Here is a 15,175-nt window from a genome sequence, read left to right as displayed (position 1 = left end):
TGGGCCATTTTTGATACCTTTTTTGCGGTTAAGAGCTACTCTTTAGTTAAGAGAAAAAGATAGATATAGATTAAGGGGCTGGATGTTACAGCGCTTTAAGGAGGTGTGTCATGGACTTCAAAAGAATTGCTTTAGCAGCGTTGGTCTCTTCTGTTGTTGCGTCTTCTGCTTTTTCAGATCAGCAGCAAGGAGAGGAACAAGACTCTGTTCATGAGTGGGGGCCTTGGGCTATCCGGTAACAACAGCTGCAGGGCCTGAGATAGCTGTAAATCCTTTGCTTCTAGCAGGTGGTGCAGGGCCTGAATATGTGTTTTTTGATCCAGAAATAGCAGGTCCCGGGGGAGATGATCCATTAGTGAATGGTTGTCAGCCTGGAATGCCTTGTGGTTACGCGACTTACTATCTGCTTATGTCTGGTTCTGAAGATAATGTAAGGGCCCCAGAACAAGGCTATCGTTCCAGTGGTTTCTTTGTTCGGCGAGGTGTATCCAGTTTGACACCTGTTGTGGCGGGTTTTTCAATGGAAGGTTATACCGACAGTGAGCAAAGAATAGGGCGTTACGATGCGCTAGGATTTACTGTTGCATCGAATAGCGGTGATAGTCGGTACGTTGATCTATCATCTTTGCCACTTGATGAGCGTATGTGGCTAGGTTCTATGGTCGCTCATTATGGTTACGATGATGATAATTTAAGATTAGATGGACTAACCGATACATCTATCAGGTGCTTAGGTAATTGTCAGGGACGCTTTGCTCCATATATGCGGCTGGATTATGGGCATTTAGGTGGTTTGGAAGGTAGTAATTTGTCCCATGGGCTCTGGTTTTCTAGCGCCGGTGGTCAAGAAGGTGGAGGTACTCAGACTTATTTGGGTAGTTTTGTGTTTGGTATTACATCTACACTGGATGACTTGACTGCTCTACAGGCTGAGCTGGATGCTATGAATAGTTTTTCTGAACTTAGTAGTAATCTGGTCGCTGAGTATAGAGGGCATAGTGCTTGGGGAGCAGGTGTGCAGCTGAGTGTTAATTTCTCCAATCAAACTTGGGGCGGCTCTTTTAATGGAGGGCAAGATGGACAGGTTATGGCGTATGCCAGTGAAAATGGCACTACTATCGTGGGGCAGGTTGGTTTTAACATAGATGGCGGTACAATAAATGGTGTTAATTTAAATGCGGATTCTAATGCATTAAGTGCCTTGGATGGCACAGTCTCTGGGAATGTGAATGCTAGCTTTTTTGGCGACAATGCAGGTGAAATCGGTGGTGTTGCTGATATTGTGAAAACACAAACTGTCACTCAGCCTAGCGTCGTTTCTGAAAATATAGCGGGTTATACTGATGCTGTTTATGTAACAACCTTTAGTGCAAACCTTCAAATACCTAAAGAGAAAGGTATTTAGTGAAAAAGTATTATATTGAATTGTTCGACTAAAAGGCACTTTATTAAAGTGCCTTTTTTGTTGTGTGAAATATACTCAGTAGTTATACTCGCAGTTAATAACGCTAGCCTATTAACAAATAGCGTGCATATTAAGGAAGGGGAGTTTGAAGATGAGGAATTACAGCGGGATTTCTGTGCTGTCTGGTGTTGTATTGTCAATGATGGCGAGTTCTGTCGTGGCAGAAAACAACACGGCAGAGCAGTTTGATCCAGAGCAGTTTTTCAAACAGGGAATGGAGGAGCGTGAAAAAGGTGCTCCTTATAGTGCTATAGAATCATTTCAAACTATTCTTAGTAACCAGCCATCATTACATCGTGCTCGTTTGGAATTGGCTGTGGCTTATATGCAGACATTGCAGTATCGAGAAGCTGAAGAGCAAGCGCAAGAGGTTTTAGATGATCCGCAAACCCCTGCGAGCGTGCGCGTATCTATATTGGCATTCTTAGCTCAGTTGAAAAGAGATGAAGAACAGTTAAATCCACAGCATGACCATAAGTTTAATTTGTCAGCGGGTGTGTTGTTTGATAGCAATGTAAATGTAGGCCCTTCGAGCTCAGTTGTTAATGTTAATGGGACGCCATTTACTATTACAGGTGGTTCGCCAGTTAGTGATAATGCTTTAGTGGTTAGTGGTAGTTATGATCATAGTTATCGCACAGGTAAAACGTTCCGTTTAGGGCAGAGTACCGGTATGTTGTTTTGGCAGAGTGGGGCATCTGTTTATCATCGTGGTTATGATACTGAAGATGATTTTGATTTAGATGTGTTGTCATTGCGTACAGGACCTGCGGTTATTACCAATAAAAAATGGCGAGGCAATGTTGCGCTGCAGGTAGATCATATTCGTTTGGGAGGAAATGATCTTGCTAATTATCTTGGCCTTCAGCCGTCGATGACATGGTCGTTTGATAGCAGTACAGAATTGACGCTTGATGCTGAATTTACGGATCGTAATTTCCAGGAAGCTAGCGATCAAGGTCGTGACTCTGATTACTACTCTGTTGGGATAGCGCTAGGTAAAGGGTATAGAAATAATACGGTTGGTGTTCAGGCTGGGATTGAAAGTTTTGAAAATGATGCTAACGAAGCTGAATTTTCTAACAATGGTTGGGAAGTGTTTGCTGGTGTGAATTGGCAGGTTCAGCCTATGACGAGCTTATTCAGCCGAGTATCTTATAATGAGTCTGATTTTAAAGGTATTGTGACCGGTGTGGGTAAAGTTAGGGATGATGAGCAGATTCAGTTGATTATCGGTGGTAAACACACCTTCGCTAACGAATTAGAGTTGTCTGCTGTATGGATGAGAGTAGAGGCTGATTCTAATGTTGAACTATATCAGTATGATCGTAATCAGCTATCAATTAATTTGGCTAAAAAGTTCTAATTTCTAAATACAGTATCTAAGAATAAGGGCCTCTTTTTAGAGGCCTTTTTCATTTTAAGGTGTGGGGCTGTTTAGGGAATTCCATTGCTATAGCGATGAGCTTTGATATAGCGTTCAATATTTTGTTAGTAGGACGTCTTTCAGGCTAGTGGTGGTAAAAGTAGTAATATAGATATTCTTATCTTTAGGTAATCAACGACTGGTAAATAGACGTTATTCAACTACAATTTATATAGGTTGAGTGGAACTGTTTTATTGCTCTAATTAGTCGTTTTAGATTCATTCATCGTCTTTGTTGAAGGGAAAGTGTAGCTGATTTTTTATCAGCGACTATATTATGAATACGGGGCGTTAATGTTTGAATTTTGTAAGGCGCTGCTAAATACTTGGTAGTGGAATTGTAGGCTCGACCGGAGAAAATTTAAGTTATAGCCCCTAATGGAGTCGTTGCTGTTTATTGTGGTGGTGTTATATCCGCTAAAGGGGCATGTTTGAAAAAGGCTATTTTGGTGGGTACTTCTTTTATTCTTTTATAAATGTATCGATAAAAAAGTTACCTGTACCTTGGTACAATTACAAACATGGTTTATATGTATAAAATATGAACATATAACGTATTCATTACCCGCCTGTGTTTAAACACTAGGAGCTGGGTCGCTCATTAAGATAAGGGATATAATGATGTTTAAGCGAAATCTAGTTTCTGTATCAATAGCTTCAATTCTTTTAACTTCAGCGTTGTCGGTTTCAGCTAATACAGGTTCTTCTGATGAAGAAGAGGATTCTGTAAGATCTTGGGGCCAGTGGGCGCAAAATTTTGCAACTGCGGCAGGTGGTGAAATTAATACAGCGGCCTTAGGATTAGCGTTTGCTGGTGTAGGTCAAGGTGAGACTGGTCGTAATGGGCAAAATGAACCTGGATTTAATGTACCAGTAGATCCAGTAGATCCAGTAGATCCAGTAGATCCAGTAGATCCAGTAGATCCAGTAGATATTGCGCTATGCGAAGCTGGTGCAGTCTGTGGGTTTGTTACTATTCGAGAGTCTAGCTATTCTCAAAATTCGGCCCCTACGTCTCAAGGTGAACAAAGTAGGCTTCCAGTACCGCCAAGATTTGCTGTTGGTGATGTAGGTACTTTTACAGCCGATATTTATGAAGCAGATGCAGATCGTCCTCTTTTGCAAAGAGTGTTGTTTCCTCGTATTGCTGGTTCTTTTGATGTGCAAGGCAATGAAGGCTATGAGCTAGTGGTTGATGAGGCTACAGGTACGTTCGGTTATGGCTGGGGTGGCTTAGCTAAACTGGAAGGTAATAGCTATTCTGACGTGTTTTTCTCTAACTTCTTTCCTTTATTAGGTGTTGCAGAGGGTACTTGGTCTAGCAGTACTCTATCTTCATCTGGTTTTGATACTGCTAATGGCGCTGTTTGGGCGGGTATTACAACCTCTCTGGATCAGTTAAATGATTATATTGGTTCTAATGGTGTGATTGCCTCTTATAGCGGTATTACAATGGGTGGAGGTACGTTCGCGGCATCCATTGATTTTGGCAATAATACATGGAATGGTGCTTGGAATAATGGCGATGTTCAAGGTGATGGCTTTGTTCGTACAACAGCTACTAATGTTGTAGGTCAGGTTGCTTTTGCTGTTACTAATGGTACGGTTGATGGTATTAACTTTATGGCGAATTCAGGTAACTTGAGTGCAGTGGATGGAGCCGTAACAGGTACGGTTAATGGTGCAGTGTTTGGTGGTAATGCTCAATCTGTAGTCGGTATGGTTGATATTGTTAAGTCTACAAATGAATACACTGACTTACAGCATGAGACACTGTTTGCGGGTGTTAATGACGCGATTACTTCCCCTGCTGTTCCTGAGTAAACTCTTCTTTGTTTAGTAAAAAAGCCAAGGCTAATGCCTTGGCTTTTTTCTGTATTTTTTTTGTCGGGGTGGACTAAAACGCTCATCTTTCTGTTATAACTTATTTCTTTACCGATAGAGAGCGGACTGTATTGAAAGCGGGCGTGTTTGCATTAGGTCGATCAATGCTGGGGAGTTTGCGTGACTTGGCGCCGATTGTACTTGTCATTGCGTTTTTTCAGCTTGTTGTTTTACAGCAGCCGATTCCTGATTTTTTTAACCTTCTTGTTGGCTTTTTGTGTGTCGTTGCCGGCCTTACTTTTTTTATTTATGGCTTAGAAATGGGGTTGTTTCCCATTGGTGGGAGTATGGCGTATGAGTTTGCGAGAAAAGGAAGTCTTTTTTGGTTATTACTTTTTGCGTTTGCTCTAGGTGTGGGAACGACTGTAGCCGAGCCAGCATTAATTGCGGTCGCGGCTGAAGCGGCTCAGGTGGCTGCAGCTGGTGGTATGATCGCTATGGAGCCTCAAGCTCAACTTGAATATGCGTCCGGCCTTAGGTACACCGTTGCTTTTTCTGTTGGCTTTGCAATTGTTTTGGGGGTGCTTCGTATTCTTAAAGGGTGGCCAATTCAATATATTATTATTGGTGGTTATCTTTTAGTGGTTATTATGACTTTTTTTGCGCCTAAAGAAATAATTGGAATAGCGTATGATTCGGGTGGCGTCACCACCTCGACTATTACAGTGCCTTTAGTGACGGCTCTGGGGGTTGGGTTGGCTTCTTCTATTAAGGGGCGTAATCCGATGATTGATGGCTTTGGGTTGATTGCCTTCGCTTCACTTTCTCCTATGATTTTTGTAATGGCCTATGGAATGTTGATGTAATGGGATTTTGGGAGCAATTTGCTGATATTACACTTGCTACCATAAAAGATGTAATACCTATTGTGGTTATTCTTTTTGGTTTTCAGTTTGGTGTGATCAGACGGCGTATAGCCAACCTTCGAAAGGTGTTAGTTGGTTTTGTTTATGTAGTGCTTGGCCTTGCACTATTTTTGTTAGGACTAGAAAAAGCGTTGTTCCCTATTGGCCGTTTAATGGCTGAGCAGTTAACAGATCCTGATTTTATTCGTGCTTGGAGTGGCCCTTCCGATATGGGCCTTCGTTGGTATGATTATTTTTGGGTGTATATCTTTGCCTTTGCTATAGGTGCCAGCACAACAATCGCCGAACCCTCTCTTATTGCTGTAGCTATGAAGGCGAATGAGGTTTCGGGGGGCTCTATAGGTGTTTGGGGACTTCGGATTGCGGTTGCTATAGGGGTTGCTATAGGGATCTCTTTAGGTGCTTGGCGGATAGTTACAGGGTACCCGATTTACTGGTTTATTATTGCTGGTTATATCATTGTTGTTATTCAAACATTTTTTGCCCCTAAAATGATCGTGCCGTTGGCATATGATTCTGGTGGGGTTACAACATCAACGGTCACGGTTCCTTTAGTTGCAGCATTAGGCTTAGGGTTAGCTGAAACTGTACCGGGACGTAGCGCTTTAATAGATGGTTTTGGCTTGATTGCATTTGCTAGTTTGTTTCCGATAATAACGGTTATGGCATATGCGCAAATTGCAGAATTACGTACTAAACGTAGCAAGATAACGGACTAATAGTAGTCGAAGGGGCGGTTATGCATTTCAAGTTATTAGTGGTTTTTGTAGAAGATTCAAAAACTGAGGCGGTCATGGAAGCTGCGCGCGAAGCGGGTGCTACAGGCGCTACTGTCATTAATAATGCTCGCGGAGAAGGTGTAAATCAGCCTAAAACGTTTTTAGGATTAACGCTTGTATCTCAGCGTGATGTTGTGCTCTTTATTGTTGAAGAGCATTTAAGTCGGAAGATTCTAGAAACAATTTCTAACGTTGCGGAGTTTGAAGAGCATCCTGGTCGTGGAATAGCGATACAAGTTGATATAGAGGATGCAGTAGGGATTGCTCATCAAGTGAAAGAGCTATCGAATATCGTTGAGGATGAGCTATGAAAGTAGAAAAGAAAGTAGTCCGTGTCCGCGATGTAATGACGGATGAGTTTGCTATCATTGATGGTTTAATTACTGTGCAGGATGCTTTGATTGTATTTCAGCAACAAAATTCTGAAGTGCTTATCATTAATAAGCGAAACCCTGATGATGAATATGGACTGTTACTTTTAGCTGATGTGGCCAAGAACGTTGTAGCTAAAGATCGTGCACCGGAGCGGGTCAACGTCTATGAAGTAATGGCTAAGCCGGTCGTTTCCGTGGATCCCGAAATGGATATTCGCTATTGCTCACGTTTGTTTGAGAACTTTGGTTTGGCGCATGCGCCTGTTATTAAGGATGGTAAGGTCTTAGGTGTTGTGAGTTATAGCGGTATTGTTTTAAAGGGTGTGTTGGGCGTTTAAATACAGTAGATTGTTTTACATAGAAAAGCCTGCATGAGCAGGCTTTTTAATTTAGAGTAATGGGCTGCTTACCGTCGTGCGGCTTTTAGTGTGTCGGCAATTAGATAAGCAAGTTCTAAAGCTTGTTCTCCATTAAGACGGGGATCGCAATGAGTGTGGTAGCGATCGGCTAGGCCTTGTTCGCTAATCATGTAAGCGCCACCTATGCATTCTGTTACATTTTGCCCTGTCATTTCGAAATGAACGCCGCCCGCATGGGTGCCTTCCGCTCGGTGTACTTCGAAGAATCCTTTGACCTCTTTAAGGATGGCGTCAACACTACGTGTTTTATAACCACTGGAGGCTTTGATCGTATTGCCATGCATAGGATCTGAACTCCATATCACTTGATGACCGCTCTGTTTGACAGCGCGAACAAGTCTAGGCAGGTGCTCAGTGATTTTATCGGCTCCCATTCGAGTAATTAGTGTAATACGTCCTGCTTCGTTTTCCGGATTCAAAATATTTAACAGCTGCTCTAAGTCGTCAACTTTTGTACTTGGCCCTACTTTAATACCAATGGGATTTTTGACGCCTCGTAAAAACTCCACATGGGCGTGATCGGGTTGACGTGTTCTGTCGCCAATCCAAAGCATATGTGCTGAGCAGTCATACCAGTCACCTGATAGGCTGTCGGTTCTAGTTAAAGCTTGCTCATAACTCAGTAGCAGTGCTTCGTGAGAGGTATAAAGTGCCGTTTCATGGAGCTGGGGTGTGTTGGATGAATTGATACCACAAGCTTCCATAAAACGAATAGATTGATCAATTTGATCCGCTAGATTTTGATATTTATCTGCCAGCGGGCTGTTACTAATAAAGCTTTGGTTCCATGCATGTACTTGATGGAGATCGGCAAAGCCGCCACTAGAAAAAGCTCTTAGCAGGTTAAGCGTCGATGCGGCCTGGTGGTAAGCGGTTACTAAACGCTCAGGATCAGGCTGTCGGGCGCTTTCCGTAAACTCAATACCGTTAATGATATCACCACGGTAACTGGGTAATTCAACGCCTTGGCTGCTTTCCATGTCGCTGGAACGAGGTTTTGCGTATTGTCCTGCAATTCGACCTACTTTTACTATAGGGCTGCTTGCCGAGAAGGTCATGACAATGGCCATCTGCATAAGGACTTTGAAGGTATCACGGATCTTATCGGCGCTAAATTCGTTAAAGCTCTCAGCGCAGTCTCCACCTTGGAGAAGAAAAGCTTTACCTTGGGCAACCTCAGCTAGCTCTTTCTTTAGTTGGTTTATTTCGCCGGCAAATACCAAGGGCGGCATTTTGCTTAATGTTGCTTCGGCATCCATTAATGCTTTTTGGTCAGTGTATTCGGGCTGTTGAAGAATAGGTTTATCTCTCCAACTAGTCGGTGTCCATATTTGTGTGGTCATTTTCTGAATCCTAGAGTGTTCTAGTTTAAAGCTAAAAATATAAAGATTATTTAAATAGAGGAGCGGAGGCGGCCTGTAAATTTTGTGCAGATAGCACGAAGTCTACAGACCTAAATAAAATAGGAGTATAGAAAAAAAGCAGGGCAGGTAATGTAGTTTGATTGCAGGGCTGCTGCATTCATATTGCTACGATTCACGTTTAAATACTTATCTTGTTAAATGTTGATTAATTATTTATATCATTTATTAAGCGGTCTTAATACCCGTTAAATTACGGAAAGAGATATCTTTTGCTGTATTAAGGAAGTCGACCATAAATTCTGCATCTTTTTGGTCATCGCGAATCGCTGCATAAAGGGTACACCATATGCCTTTTTCGCCTAGAGGTTTGGAGGCTATGTATTCCCGTTGGATGTACTCATGTAGTGCCCAGTTTGGTAGGGCGGCTACACCGCGACCGCTTGCCACTAGCTGTAGCATCATAATCGTCAGCTCAGCGGTTCTTATGGTTTGTGGCTCTACACCCGCTTCATCTAGAAAGTGATTAAATATATCCAACCGCTGGTGCTCTACCGGGTAGGTGATAAGCGTTTCTTGTGCGAGGTCTTCCGGATGGATAAAGCGTCTTGCCATTAATCGGTGTTGCTTGCTGATCGCCAATCGAGACTCGTAGGTGAATAACGGGATATAGGTGATCCCATTACGGGGCTCTGGATCTGATGTGATAACTAGATCTAAATCGCCGCGTGCGAGGGCGGGTAGCGGTTGAAAACTAAAACCACTTGATAGATCAAGCTCAATTTCAGGCCAATGTTGACGGAAATGATCAATGGTTGGCATTAACCAGTCAAAGCAGCTATGGCATTCTATACATAAATTAAGTCGGCCTGCTTCGCCGCCTGCAAGGCGCGCAATATCGCGTTCTGTATTACGAATCATGGGCAGTATTTCATCGGCTAGTGTGAGTAGACGTTGGCCTGCGCTGGTAAAGCAAATAGGTTTTGTTTTACGAATAAAAAGAGAGCAGTTAAGACGATCTTCTAAGTCTTTAATCTGATGTGATAGGGCTGATTGAGTGAGGTGAACTCGTTCTGCTGCTTCGACAAGACTACCAGCGTCGCGTAAAGCGGACAGTGTTTTTAGATGTCGAAGTTCAACCATTTGCTCGTCTCTCTAGTGGGTGATCCTATAATCGGAATATACGCAGTATAGTACGTTGGAGCAAGAAGAGCAGGTAACCCAGAAAATTACTGTGGTTACCTTACTTTATTTGACAAGTAGAAACTCTAATAATGCTTTTTGCGCATGCAGTCTATTCTCAGCTTCATCGAATACAACCGAACGAGGATCATCCATCATATCTATACTAATCTCTTCGCCGCGATGGGCTGGAAGGCAATGCATAAATAAAGCATCTTCATTTGCATGATCCATAAGCGCTGGAGAAACTTGAAAACCAGAGAATTTCTTCTCCCGTTCCTTTTGTTCCTCTTCTTGGCCCATGGAAGCCCATACATCGGTGACGATCAGATCGCTGCCTGAAACTGCTTCTTGAGGAGAGCGTGTAATAAATACCCGTTCTTTATTTTCCTCAACCAGCTCCATATTTGGATCGAACCCTTCTGGGCAGGCAATATTAAGTTTGAAATCAAACTGTTTTGCCGCATTAATATAGGAGTGGCACATGTTGTTGCCATCACCGATCCACGTGACGGTTTTTCCTTGAATTTCACCCCGATGTTCAAAGTAAGTTTGCATATCTGCAAGCAGTTGGCAGGGATGGTATTCATCGGTAAGCGCGTTAATAACCGGTACAGATGAGTTGGCGGCAAAGTCCTCAACCAGCTGGTGGCTAAATGTTCTAATCATTACCACATCAACCATGCTAGATATCACTTTAGCGCTATCGCTAATCGGTTCACCGCGGCCTAGCTGTGTATCCCGTGGGGATAAAAACATTGCGTGGCCGCCAAATTGCGCCATACCTGCTTCAAAAGAAACACGGGTACGAGTCGATGACTTTTCGAAGATCATCGACATTACTTTGCTTTTCAGTGGCTCATAGACTTCGCCGCGATTTCTAATGGCTTTAAGTTCGCTTGCCCGTCGAATCAATCGGCGTAGTTCGGTTGAGTTGAGATCATTTAGTGTTAAAAAGTGTCTAATAGTCATTATACTCTGCGGTCGCCATTGGGTGCTTCTGGGAGATCATCTGAGCTGCGTTCATCAGCCGCATAAATCCTAATAATTTGTGAAAGCGTATTGACCAAAAGTTCAGCTTCGCTGTCGGTCATTGTTAAAGGAGGGAGCATCCTTACGACTTTTCCGCCGCCAGTAATGTTCAATAGAATGCCTTTCACTTTTGCTAAGACTGCCAGTTCGCTACCACCGTCGGTGAGTTCTATCGCGATTAGCATACCTTTGTTGCGGATCTCCTTAACGTATTCGGCTGTGCCGATTTCGTTGCGGAAACCCTCAGCAATTTTATTGCCTAATTTTTCTGCGCGGTCACATAAATTCTCATTCATAATAGTGTTCACGACAGCAAGTGCAGCGGCACATGCAAGCGGGTTACCACCATATGTTGAGCCATGAGTACCAGGAGAGAGAATAGTAGCGGCTACACCGCGTGCTAAACAAGCGCCAATAGGTACGCCATTGCCTAAGCCTTTGGCTGTAGTGACAACGTCCGGCAGAATATTATTGTGTTGGTAGGCGAAATATTTACCCGAGCGGCCATTACCGCTTTGTACTTCGTCGAGCATCATTAGCCAGTTATTTTCGTCGCAGATGGTACGAATTTGGTTGAGATAATCATCTGCAGGTATATGAATGCCTGATTCGCCTTGGATCGGCTCTACTAAAACCGCAACGATATTTGGATTGTTTGTTGCGATTGTTTTGATGGCGTCAATATCATCGTAAGGTGCGCGTACAAAACCGCTAACGAGAGGTTCGAAACCTGCTTGGGCTGAACGATTACCTGTAGCACTTAATGTAGCCATTGTGCGGCCGTGGAATGCGTTTTCCATAACGATAATGGCAGGATTATCAATGTTTCGAACTGTGTGGCCGTAGCGGCGAGCAATTTTTATCGCAGCTTCGTTGGCTTCGGCGCCAGAGTTGCCGAAAAAAACATTTTCCATGCCCGAAATCTGGGTTAGGCGTTCCGCCAATTGCTGCTGATTGGGAATGGTATATAAATTTGATGTATGAAGAAGCTTGCCTGCTTGTTCTGATATGGCATGCGTAACAGCCGGGTGTGCATGGCCTAAGCCACATACAGCGATACCGCTTAATGCATCCAGGTATTTATTACCGTTTATATCAAACAACCAGCTGCCTTCTCCGCGCTCGAACGCTACGGACAACCGGTTGTAGGTAGTCATGATAGATTCTACAGCCATGTTTATATTTCCCTACAACGCAAAAAGGCAGCCAAGGCTGCCAATCTAAAGGACGAATAATAGGCAGCTTTAATCGCTTTGGCAAGATCTTGTATCAATAAAGTCAGTAATTTTTTTTAGAGAGGGGGTTGCGGTAGTTGGTAATGATAGAAATTATTTATCGACCTAATTAAGAAATGCAAATGTACATTATCAGAGTAAGATGGTCGGATATATGGTATATTGTTCGCCACAATATCCGTGAGAAATGTTTTCAGAATTAGTAAAGAATATAGGTGTACGAATGAGTGTAATAGATACCATTAAAGAACAGCTTGAGAGTAATGATATTCTGCTTTACATGAAAGGGACGCCTCGTTTCCCTCAGTGTGGCTTTTCATCTCGCGCTTCTGAAGCAGTAATGGCTTGTGGTGAACGTTTTGCCTTTGTCAATATTTTGGAAAACCAAGAGATTCGTGCAGAGTTGCCAAAGTATGCTAATTGGCCAACCTTCCCACAGTTGTGGATTAAAGGTGAGTTAATTGGTGGTTGCGATATTATTTGTGAAATGGCGGAAAGCGGTGAGCTTGAAACCTTAATCAAAGAATCGGTCGCAAATTCTGAAGCAACAGATGCAGAATAAATTTTGAAGAGGTGATGTGCTTGATTTTAAGTGCATCTCTTCTATCATATTATCCCTAACGCTAGATATCACTTAATGGAGATTTATTACAATGGGCGTACTTGTAGGTAAGCAGGCACCTGATTTCACTGCACCAGCTGTATTAGGTAACGGTGAGATTGTTGATTCCTATACACTGTCTGAAGCTACAAAAGGTAAAAAAGCGGTAGTTTTCTTCTACCCACTTGATTTTACTTTTGTTTGTCCTTCTGAACTATTGGCTTTCGATCACCGTATTGAAGAGTTTAAAAAGCGTAATGTAGAAGTGATTGGTGTTTCTATTGATTCTCACTTCTCACATAATGCTTGGCGTAATACGCCTGTTAACGAAGGCGGTATCGGTGCTGTGAACTACACATTGGTTGCTGATATGACTCACAGCATTTGTAAGTCTTTTGATGTTGAGTCTGAAGGTGGTGTAGCTTTCCGTGGTTCTTTCTTGATTGATGAAGATGGTTTAGTTCGTCACCAAGTAGTGAACGATCTGCCACTTGGCCGTAACGTTGATGAAATGCTACGTATGGTTGATGCGCTTGCGTTCCATCAGGAGCATGGTGAAGTTTGTCCAGCGGGCTGGAATCAAGGTGATAAAGGTATGGTTGCATCCCCTGAAGGTGTTGCTTCTTATCTTTCCGAAGAAGGCGATAAGCTTTAATTTTAGCGCTTTTATAAAAAAACCCGCTATTGCGGGTTTTTTTGTGTTTGATAGTAAAGGGGGTTATTTATACGTGATGATGGTTATTCGTAATCATCATAGTTATCGACCATGTCCCACCCGCCTAGCTCTTTCCAGCGGTTGACAATAATGCAAAAAAGCTCGGCAGTTTTGGTTGTGTCATAAAGTGCAGAATGGGCTTGTTTTCCATCGAAATCTATCCCTGCAACTTGGCAAGCTCTAGCTAATACTGTCTGACCAAAGGCTAGTCCGCCTAGTGTAGCTGTGTCGAATGTAGAGAATGGATGGAATGGATTGCGTTTGATATCGGCACGATTAGACGCGGCATTGACAAAGCCTTGATCAAAAGAAGCGTTATGACCGACTAATACGGCACGTTTACAGTCATGAACTTTGATCGATTTGCGAACGGCTTTGAATATTTCTTCAAGTGCTTCGCGTTCGGGAACTGCTTCCCGATTTGGATCAAAAGGGTCTATGCCTGTGAAATCAAGTGCAGATTGCTCAATGTTAGCGCCTTCAAAGGGATCAACTTGAGCTTCAAAGCTTTGGTCTATAATTAAAAAGCCATTTTCATCCATTGTGAGTGTTACAGCGGCAATTTCTAGTAGCGCATCAGTGCGGGCATTAAAACCTGCTGTCTCGACGTCTATAACAACAGGTAGAAATCCGCGGAAGCGGTTTGCCATGGGATGTTTTGTATCATGAAGGTTATTCAAGTGCTGCCCTTACTTGGCGAGGTTTCCGTTTAATCAGAGGTTATTCTAACAGTGTAATTGAAGTCACTCCAATTACCTCCTCAAGATAATGATGTTTTGGCCGAAAAGAAGTAGGTATTGTTGTGTTTATTGAATTTCCTAGGCGGTTTATTCTGTGTTTGTTCGTTTAATTATTTCATTGATCATTTTTTTGTCTGCTTATTCTGTGCAGGCTATGACATTTCGTAGCTCGATTGATGATGCAAAATGGGAGCTTGAAGCTTCAAAATTTAGTTGTCGTCTAAGCCAGCTTATTCCCTCGTTTGGTAATGCTGTATTTGAACATGAGGCCGGTGAATCGGTGCGGTTTATCCTTAAGCCTACTGAAAATGTACATTTTGAAGATGGGGCGAAGCTCGTTGCAGAAGCATCACCTTGGCAGCCTGGAATTGCCCCTCGTTTTATTGGCTCTCTAAAGGCTGAAGAGGGCACAGGCTATCTGAATGTTGAGCCAGCGCATGCTAAAAATATGCTAGCAGCGCTTTATAAGGGAATGATGCCTACGTTTACTTCTAATCAGTGGTATGGCACAGAGGAGTCGCTCCGTGTTTCTGTATCTGCTGTGAATTTCCAATCAGCTTATTCTGATTATGTAGGGTGTACTGAAGGGCTGCTCCCTGTTAATTACCGCCAAGTTGCGCGTACTGCTATTTTGTTTCCTTCTTCTCAGTGGCGGTTGTCCGATGCTTCGCGTGAACGTTTGGATATGATTGCACTTTATGTGAAAAATGATGATAGCGTAAAGGCGATCTATGTTGATGGTCACTCAGATAGTATGGGTCGTCGTTTAATGAATCGTGATATGTCTAAACGTCGAGCAGAAGAGGTGACCGCTTACCTCATCAGTTTAGGTTTAGATCCGAATGGGATCACGACGCGTTATCATGGTGAACGTTATCCCGTCGTTGAAAATAACACTAAGGCGAATCGTGATCGAAATCGTCGTGTGACAATTCGTTTAGAGCGAGATTAAAGCCGTTTGTTTTTTTATTATTCTACTGGTTTGAGTCGTAGTTGTTGCTTTCGAGCCGTTTCGTTACCTGCATAGTTTCTGCTATACTAGCGCGCTAAATTTGAATCATCCCTTTCAGTCGACTTCTCGGCTGAAATTGTTCGC

The 15,175-nt window shown here is 42.9% G+C and carries 16 protein-coding genes; 11 read left to right on the top strand and 5 right to left on the bottom strand.

The window, feature by feature from the left end; translation table 11 throughout:
* The first annotated feature begins 110 nt into the window (after positions 1-110).
* From Q4492_RS02165 to Q4492_RS02130, 8 genes are all read left to right on the top strand, one after another.
* Positions 111-239 carry a hypothetical protein gene (locus tag Q4492_RS02165; RefSeq protein ID WP_303415600.1) on the top strand — a complete coding sequence of 43 codons (129 nt, stop codon included), beginning with the start codon at positions 111-113 and terminating at the stop codon, positions 237-239.
* Positions 224-1,405: a transferrin-binding protein-like solute binding protein gene (locus tag Q4492_RS02160; RefSeq protein ID WP_303415599.1), complete on the top strand. Its 1,182-nt coding sequence runs from the start codon at positions 224-226 to the stop codon at positions 1,403-1,405. The genes Q4492_RS02165 and Q4492_RS02160 overlap by 16 nt, the downstream gene beginning before the upstream one ends.
* A gap of 151 nt (positions 1,406-1,556) precedes the next feature.
* Positions 1,557-2,831, top strand: coding sequence for a lipopolysaccharide assembly protein LapB (locus Q4492_RS02155; protein ID WP_303415598.1), 1,275 nt, complete (start codon positions 1,557-1,559; stop codon positions 2,829-2,831).
* A 681-nt stretch (positions 2,832-3,512) separates the two neighbouring features.
* Positions 3,513-4,715, top strand: coding sequence for a hypothetical protein (locus Q4492_RS02150; RefSeq protein ID WP_303415597.1), 1,203 nt, complete (start codon positions 3,513-3,515; stop codon positions 4,713-4,715).
* A 164-nt stretch (positions 4,716-4,879) separates the two neighbouring features.
* Positions 4,880-5,581, top strand: a complete 702-nt coding sequence (locus Q4492_RS02145; RefSeq protein WP_303415596.1) for a DUF1538 domain-containing protein — start codon at positions 4,880-4,882, stop codon at positions 5,579-5,581.
* Positions 5,581-6,360, top strand: a complete 780-nt coding sequence (locus Q4492_RS02140; RefSeq protein ID WP_067982266.1) for a DUF1538 domain-containing protein — start codon at positions 5,581-5,583, stop codon at positions 6,358-6,360. Before Q4492_RS02145 ends, Q4492_RS02140 begins: the two co-directional genes overlap by 1 nt.
* A gap of 20 nt (positions 6,361-6,380) precedes the next feature.
* Positions 6,381-6,731 (top strand): P-II family nitrogen regulator, encoded by a 351-nt coding sequence (locus Q4492_RS02135; RefSeq protein WP_067982263.1) that lies wholly within the window; start codon positions 6,381-6,383, stop codon positions 6,729-6,731.
* The gene (locus Q4492_RS02130) at positions 6,728-7,132 is read left to right on the top strand and encodes a CBS domain-containing protein (RefSeq protein ID WP_303415595.1); all 405 of its coding nucleotides are present in this window, start codon (positions 6,728-6,730) and stop codon (positions 7,130-7,132) included. The genes Q4492_RS02135 and Q4492_RS02130 overlap by 4 nt, the downstream gene beginning before the upstream one ends.
* 68 nt (positions 7,133-7,200) lie before the next feature.
* Here Q4492_RS02130 and Q4492_RS02125 read toward each other — a convergent pair whose 3' ends face one another.
* The 4 genes from Q4492_RS02125 to Q4492_RS02110 all read right to left on the bottom strand — a co-directional run bounded on the left by Q4492_RS02125 (position 7,201) and on the right by Q4492_RS02110 (position 11,963).
* Positions 7,201-8,556, bottom strand: coding sequence for a class II 3-deoxy-7-phosphoheptulonate synthase (locus Q4492_RS02125; protein WP_303415594.1), 1,356 nt, complete (start codon positions 8,554-8,556; stop codon positions 7,201-7,203).
* Between the two features lie 246 nt (positions 8,557-8,802).
* A complete protein-coding gene (locus Q4492_RS02120) occupies positions 8,803-9,717 on the bottom strand; it encodes a LysR family transcriptional regulator (protein WP_067982255.1) in 915 nt (304 codons plus the stop codon).
* A 105-nt stretch (positions 9,718-9,822) separates the two neighbouring features.
* Positions 9,823-10,728, bottom strand: a complete 906-nt coding sequence (argF, locus tag Q4492_RS02115) for an ornithine carbamoyltransferase (RefSeq protein WP_303415593.1) — start codon at positions 10,726-10,728, stop codon at positions 9,823-9,825.
* Positions 10,728-11,963 (bottom strand): aspartate aminotransferase family protein, encoded by a 1,236-nt coding sequence (locus Q4492_RS02110; protein WP_303415592.1) that lies wholly within the window; start codon positions 11,961-11,963, stop codon positions 10,728-10,730. Before Q4492_RS02110 ends, argF begins: the two co-directional genes overlap by 1 nt.
* A 283-nt stretch (positions 11,964-12,246) precedes the next feature.
* On the opposite strand from Q4492_RS02110, the gene grxD reads away from it, so the two are divergent.
* Both grxD and Q4492_RS02100 read left to right on the top strand, forming a co-directional pair.
* Positions 12,247-12,585: a Grx4 family monothiol glutaredoxin gene (gene grxD / locus Q4492_RS02105; protein WP_303415591.1), complete on the top strand. Its 339-nt coding sequence runs from the start codon at positions 12,247-12,249 to the stop codon at positions 12,583-12,585.
* Between the two features lie 91 nt (positions 12,586-12,676).
* On the top strand, positions 12,677-13,279 hold the full coding sequence (locus Q4492_RS02100; protein ID WP_303415590.1) for a peroxiredoxin: 603 nt from the start codon (positions 12,677-12,679) through the stop codon (positions 13,277-13,279).
* A gap of 83 nt (positions 13,280-13,362) precedes the next feature.
* Here Q4492_RS02100 and rnt read toward each other — a convergent pair whose 3' ends face one another.
* A complete protein-coding gene (gene rnt / locus Q4492_RS02095; RefSeq protein ID WP_067866445.1) occupies positions 13,363-13,989 on the bottom strand; it encodes a ribonuclease T in 627 nt (208 codons plus the stop codon).
* Positions 13,990-14,233: 244 nt separating this feature from the next.
* Between rnt and Q4492_RS02090 the strand changes: the two genes are divergently transcribed.
* Entirely contained in the window at positions 14,234-15,031 is a 798-nt protein-coding gene (locus Q4492_RS02090) for an OmpA family protein (RefSeq protein WP_303415589.1), read from the top strand.
* Positions 15,032-15,175: the final 144 nt, after the last annotated feature.

Origin of the sequence: Neptuniibacter sp. 1_MG-2023 (genome assembly GCF_030547185.1) — a bacterium.
Taxonomy (GTDB): domain Bacteria; phylum Pseudomonadota; class Gammaproteobacteria; order Pseudomonadales; family Balneatricaceae; genus Neptuniibacter.
The sequence above is the reverse complement of the archived record's forward strand: the minus strand, read 5'-3'. Positions and strand labels throughout refer to the sequence as shown.

What these genes read in the sequence shown, in the direction of transcription:
- argF (WP_303415593.1), bottom strand. Translation starts at nt 10,728, where the DNA reads ATGACTATTAGACACTTTTTAACACTAAATGATCTCAACTCAACCGAA.
- Q4492_RS02110 (WP_303415592.1), bottom strand. Translation starts at nt 11,963, where the DNA reads ATGGCTGTAGAATCTATCATGACTACCTACAACCGGTTGTCCGTAGCG.
- Q4492_RS02165 (WP_303415600.1), top strand. Translation starts at nt 111, where the DNA reads ATGGACTTCAAAAGAATTGCTTTAGCAGCGTTGGTCTCTTCTGTTGTT.
- Q4492_RS02130 (WP_303415595.1), top strand. Translation starts at nt 6,728, where the DNA reads ATGAAAGTAGAAAAGAAAGTAGTCCGTGTCCGCGATGTAATGACGGAT.
- rnt (WP_067866445.1), bottom strand. Translation starts at nt 13,989, where the DNA reads ATGGCAAACCGCTTCCGCGGATTTCTACCTGTTGTTATAGACGTCGAG.
- Q4492_RS02090 (WP_303415589.1), top strand. Translation starts at nt 14,234, where the DNA reads ATGACATTTCGTAGCTCGATTGATGATGCAAAATGGGAGCTTGAAGCT.
- Q4492_RS02125 (WP_303415594.1), bottom strand. Translation starts at nt 8,556, where the DNA reads ATGACCACACAAATATGGACACCGACTAGTTGGAGAGATAAACCTATT.
- Q4492_RS02100 (WP_303415590.1), top strand. Translation starts at nt 12,677, where the DNA reads ATGGGCGTACTTGTAGGTAAGCAGGCACCTGATTTCACTGCACCAGCT.
- Q4492_RS02120 (WP_067982255.1), bottom strand. Translation starts at nt 9,717, where the DNA reads ATGGTTGAACTTCGACATCTAAAAACACTGTCCGCTTTACGCGACGCT.
- Q4492_RS02155 (WP_303415598.1), top strand. Translation starts at nt 1,557, where the DNA reads ATGAGGAATTACAGCGGGATTTCTGTGCTGTCTGGTGTTGTATTGTCA.
- Q4492_RS02145 (WP_303415596.1), top strand. Translation starts at nt 4,880, where the DNA reads ATGCTGGGGAGTTTGCGTGACTTGGCGCCGATTGTACTTGTCATTGCG.
- grxD (WP_303415591.1), top strand. Translation starts at nt 12,247, where the DNA reads ATGAGTGTAATAGATACCATTAAAGAACAGCTTGAGAGTAATGATATT.
- Q4492_RS02150 (WP_303415597.1), top strand. Translation starts at nt 3,513, where the DNA reads ATGTTTAAGCGAAATCTAGTTTCTGTATCAATAGCTTCAATTCTTTTA.
- Q4492_RS02135 (WP_067982263.1), top strand. Translation starts at nt 6,381, where the DNA reads ATGCATTTCAAGTTATTAGTGGTTTTTGTAGAAGATTCAAAAACTGAG.
- Q4492_RS02140 (WP_067982266.1), top strand. Translation starts at nt 5,581, where the DNA reads ATGGGATTTTGGGAGCAATTTGCTGATATTACACTTGCTACCATAAAA.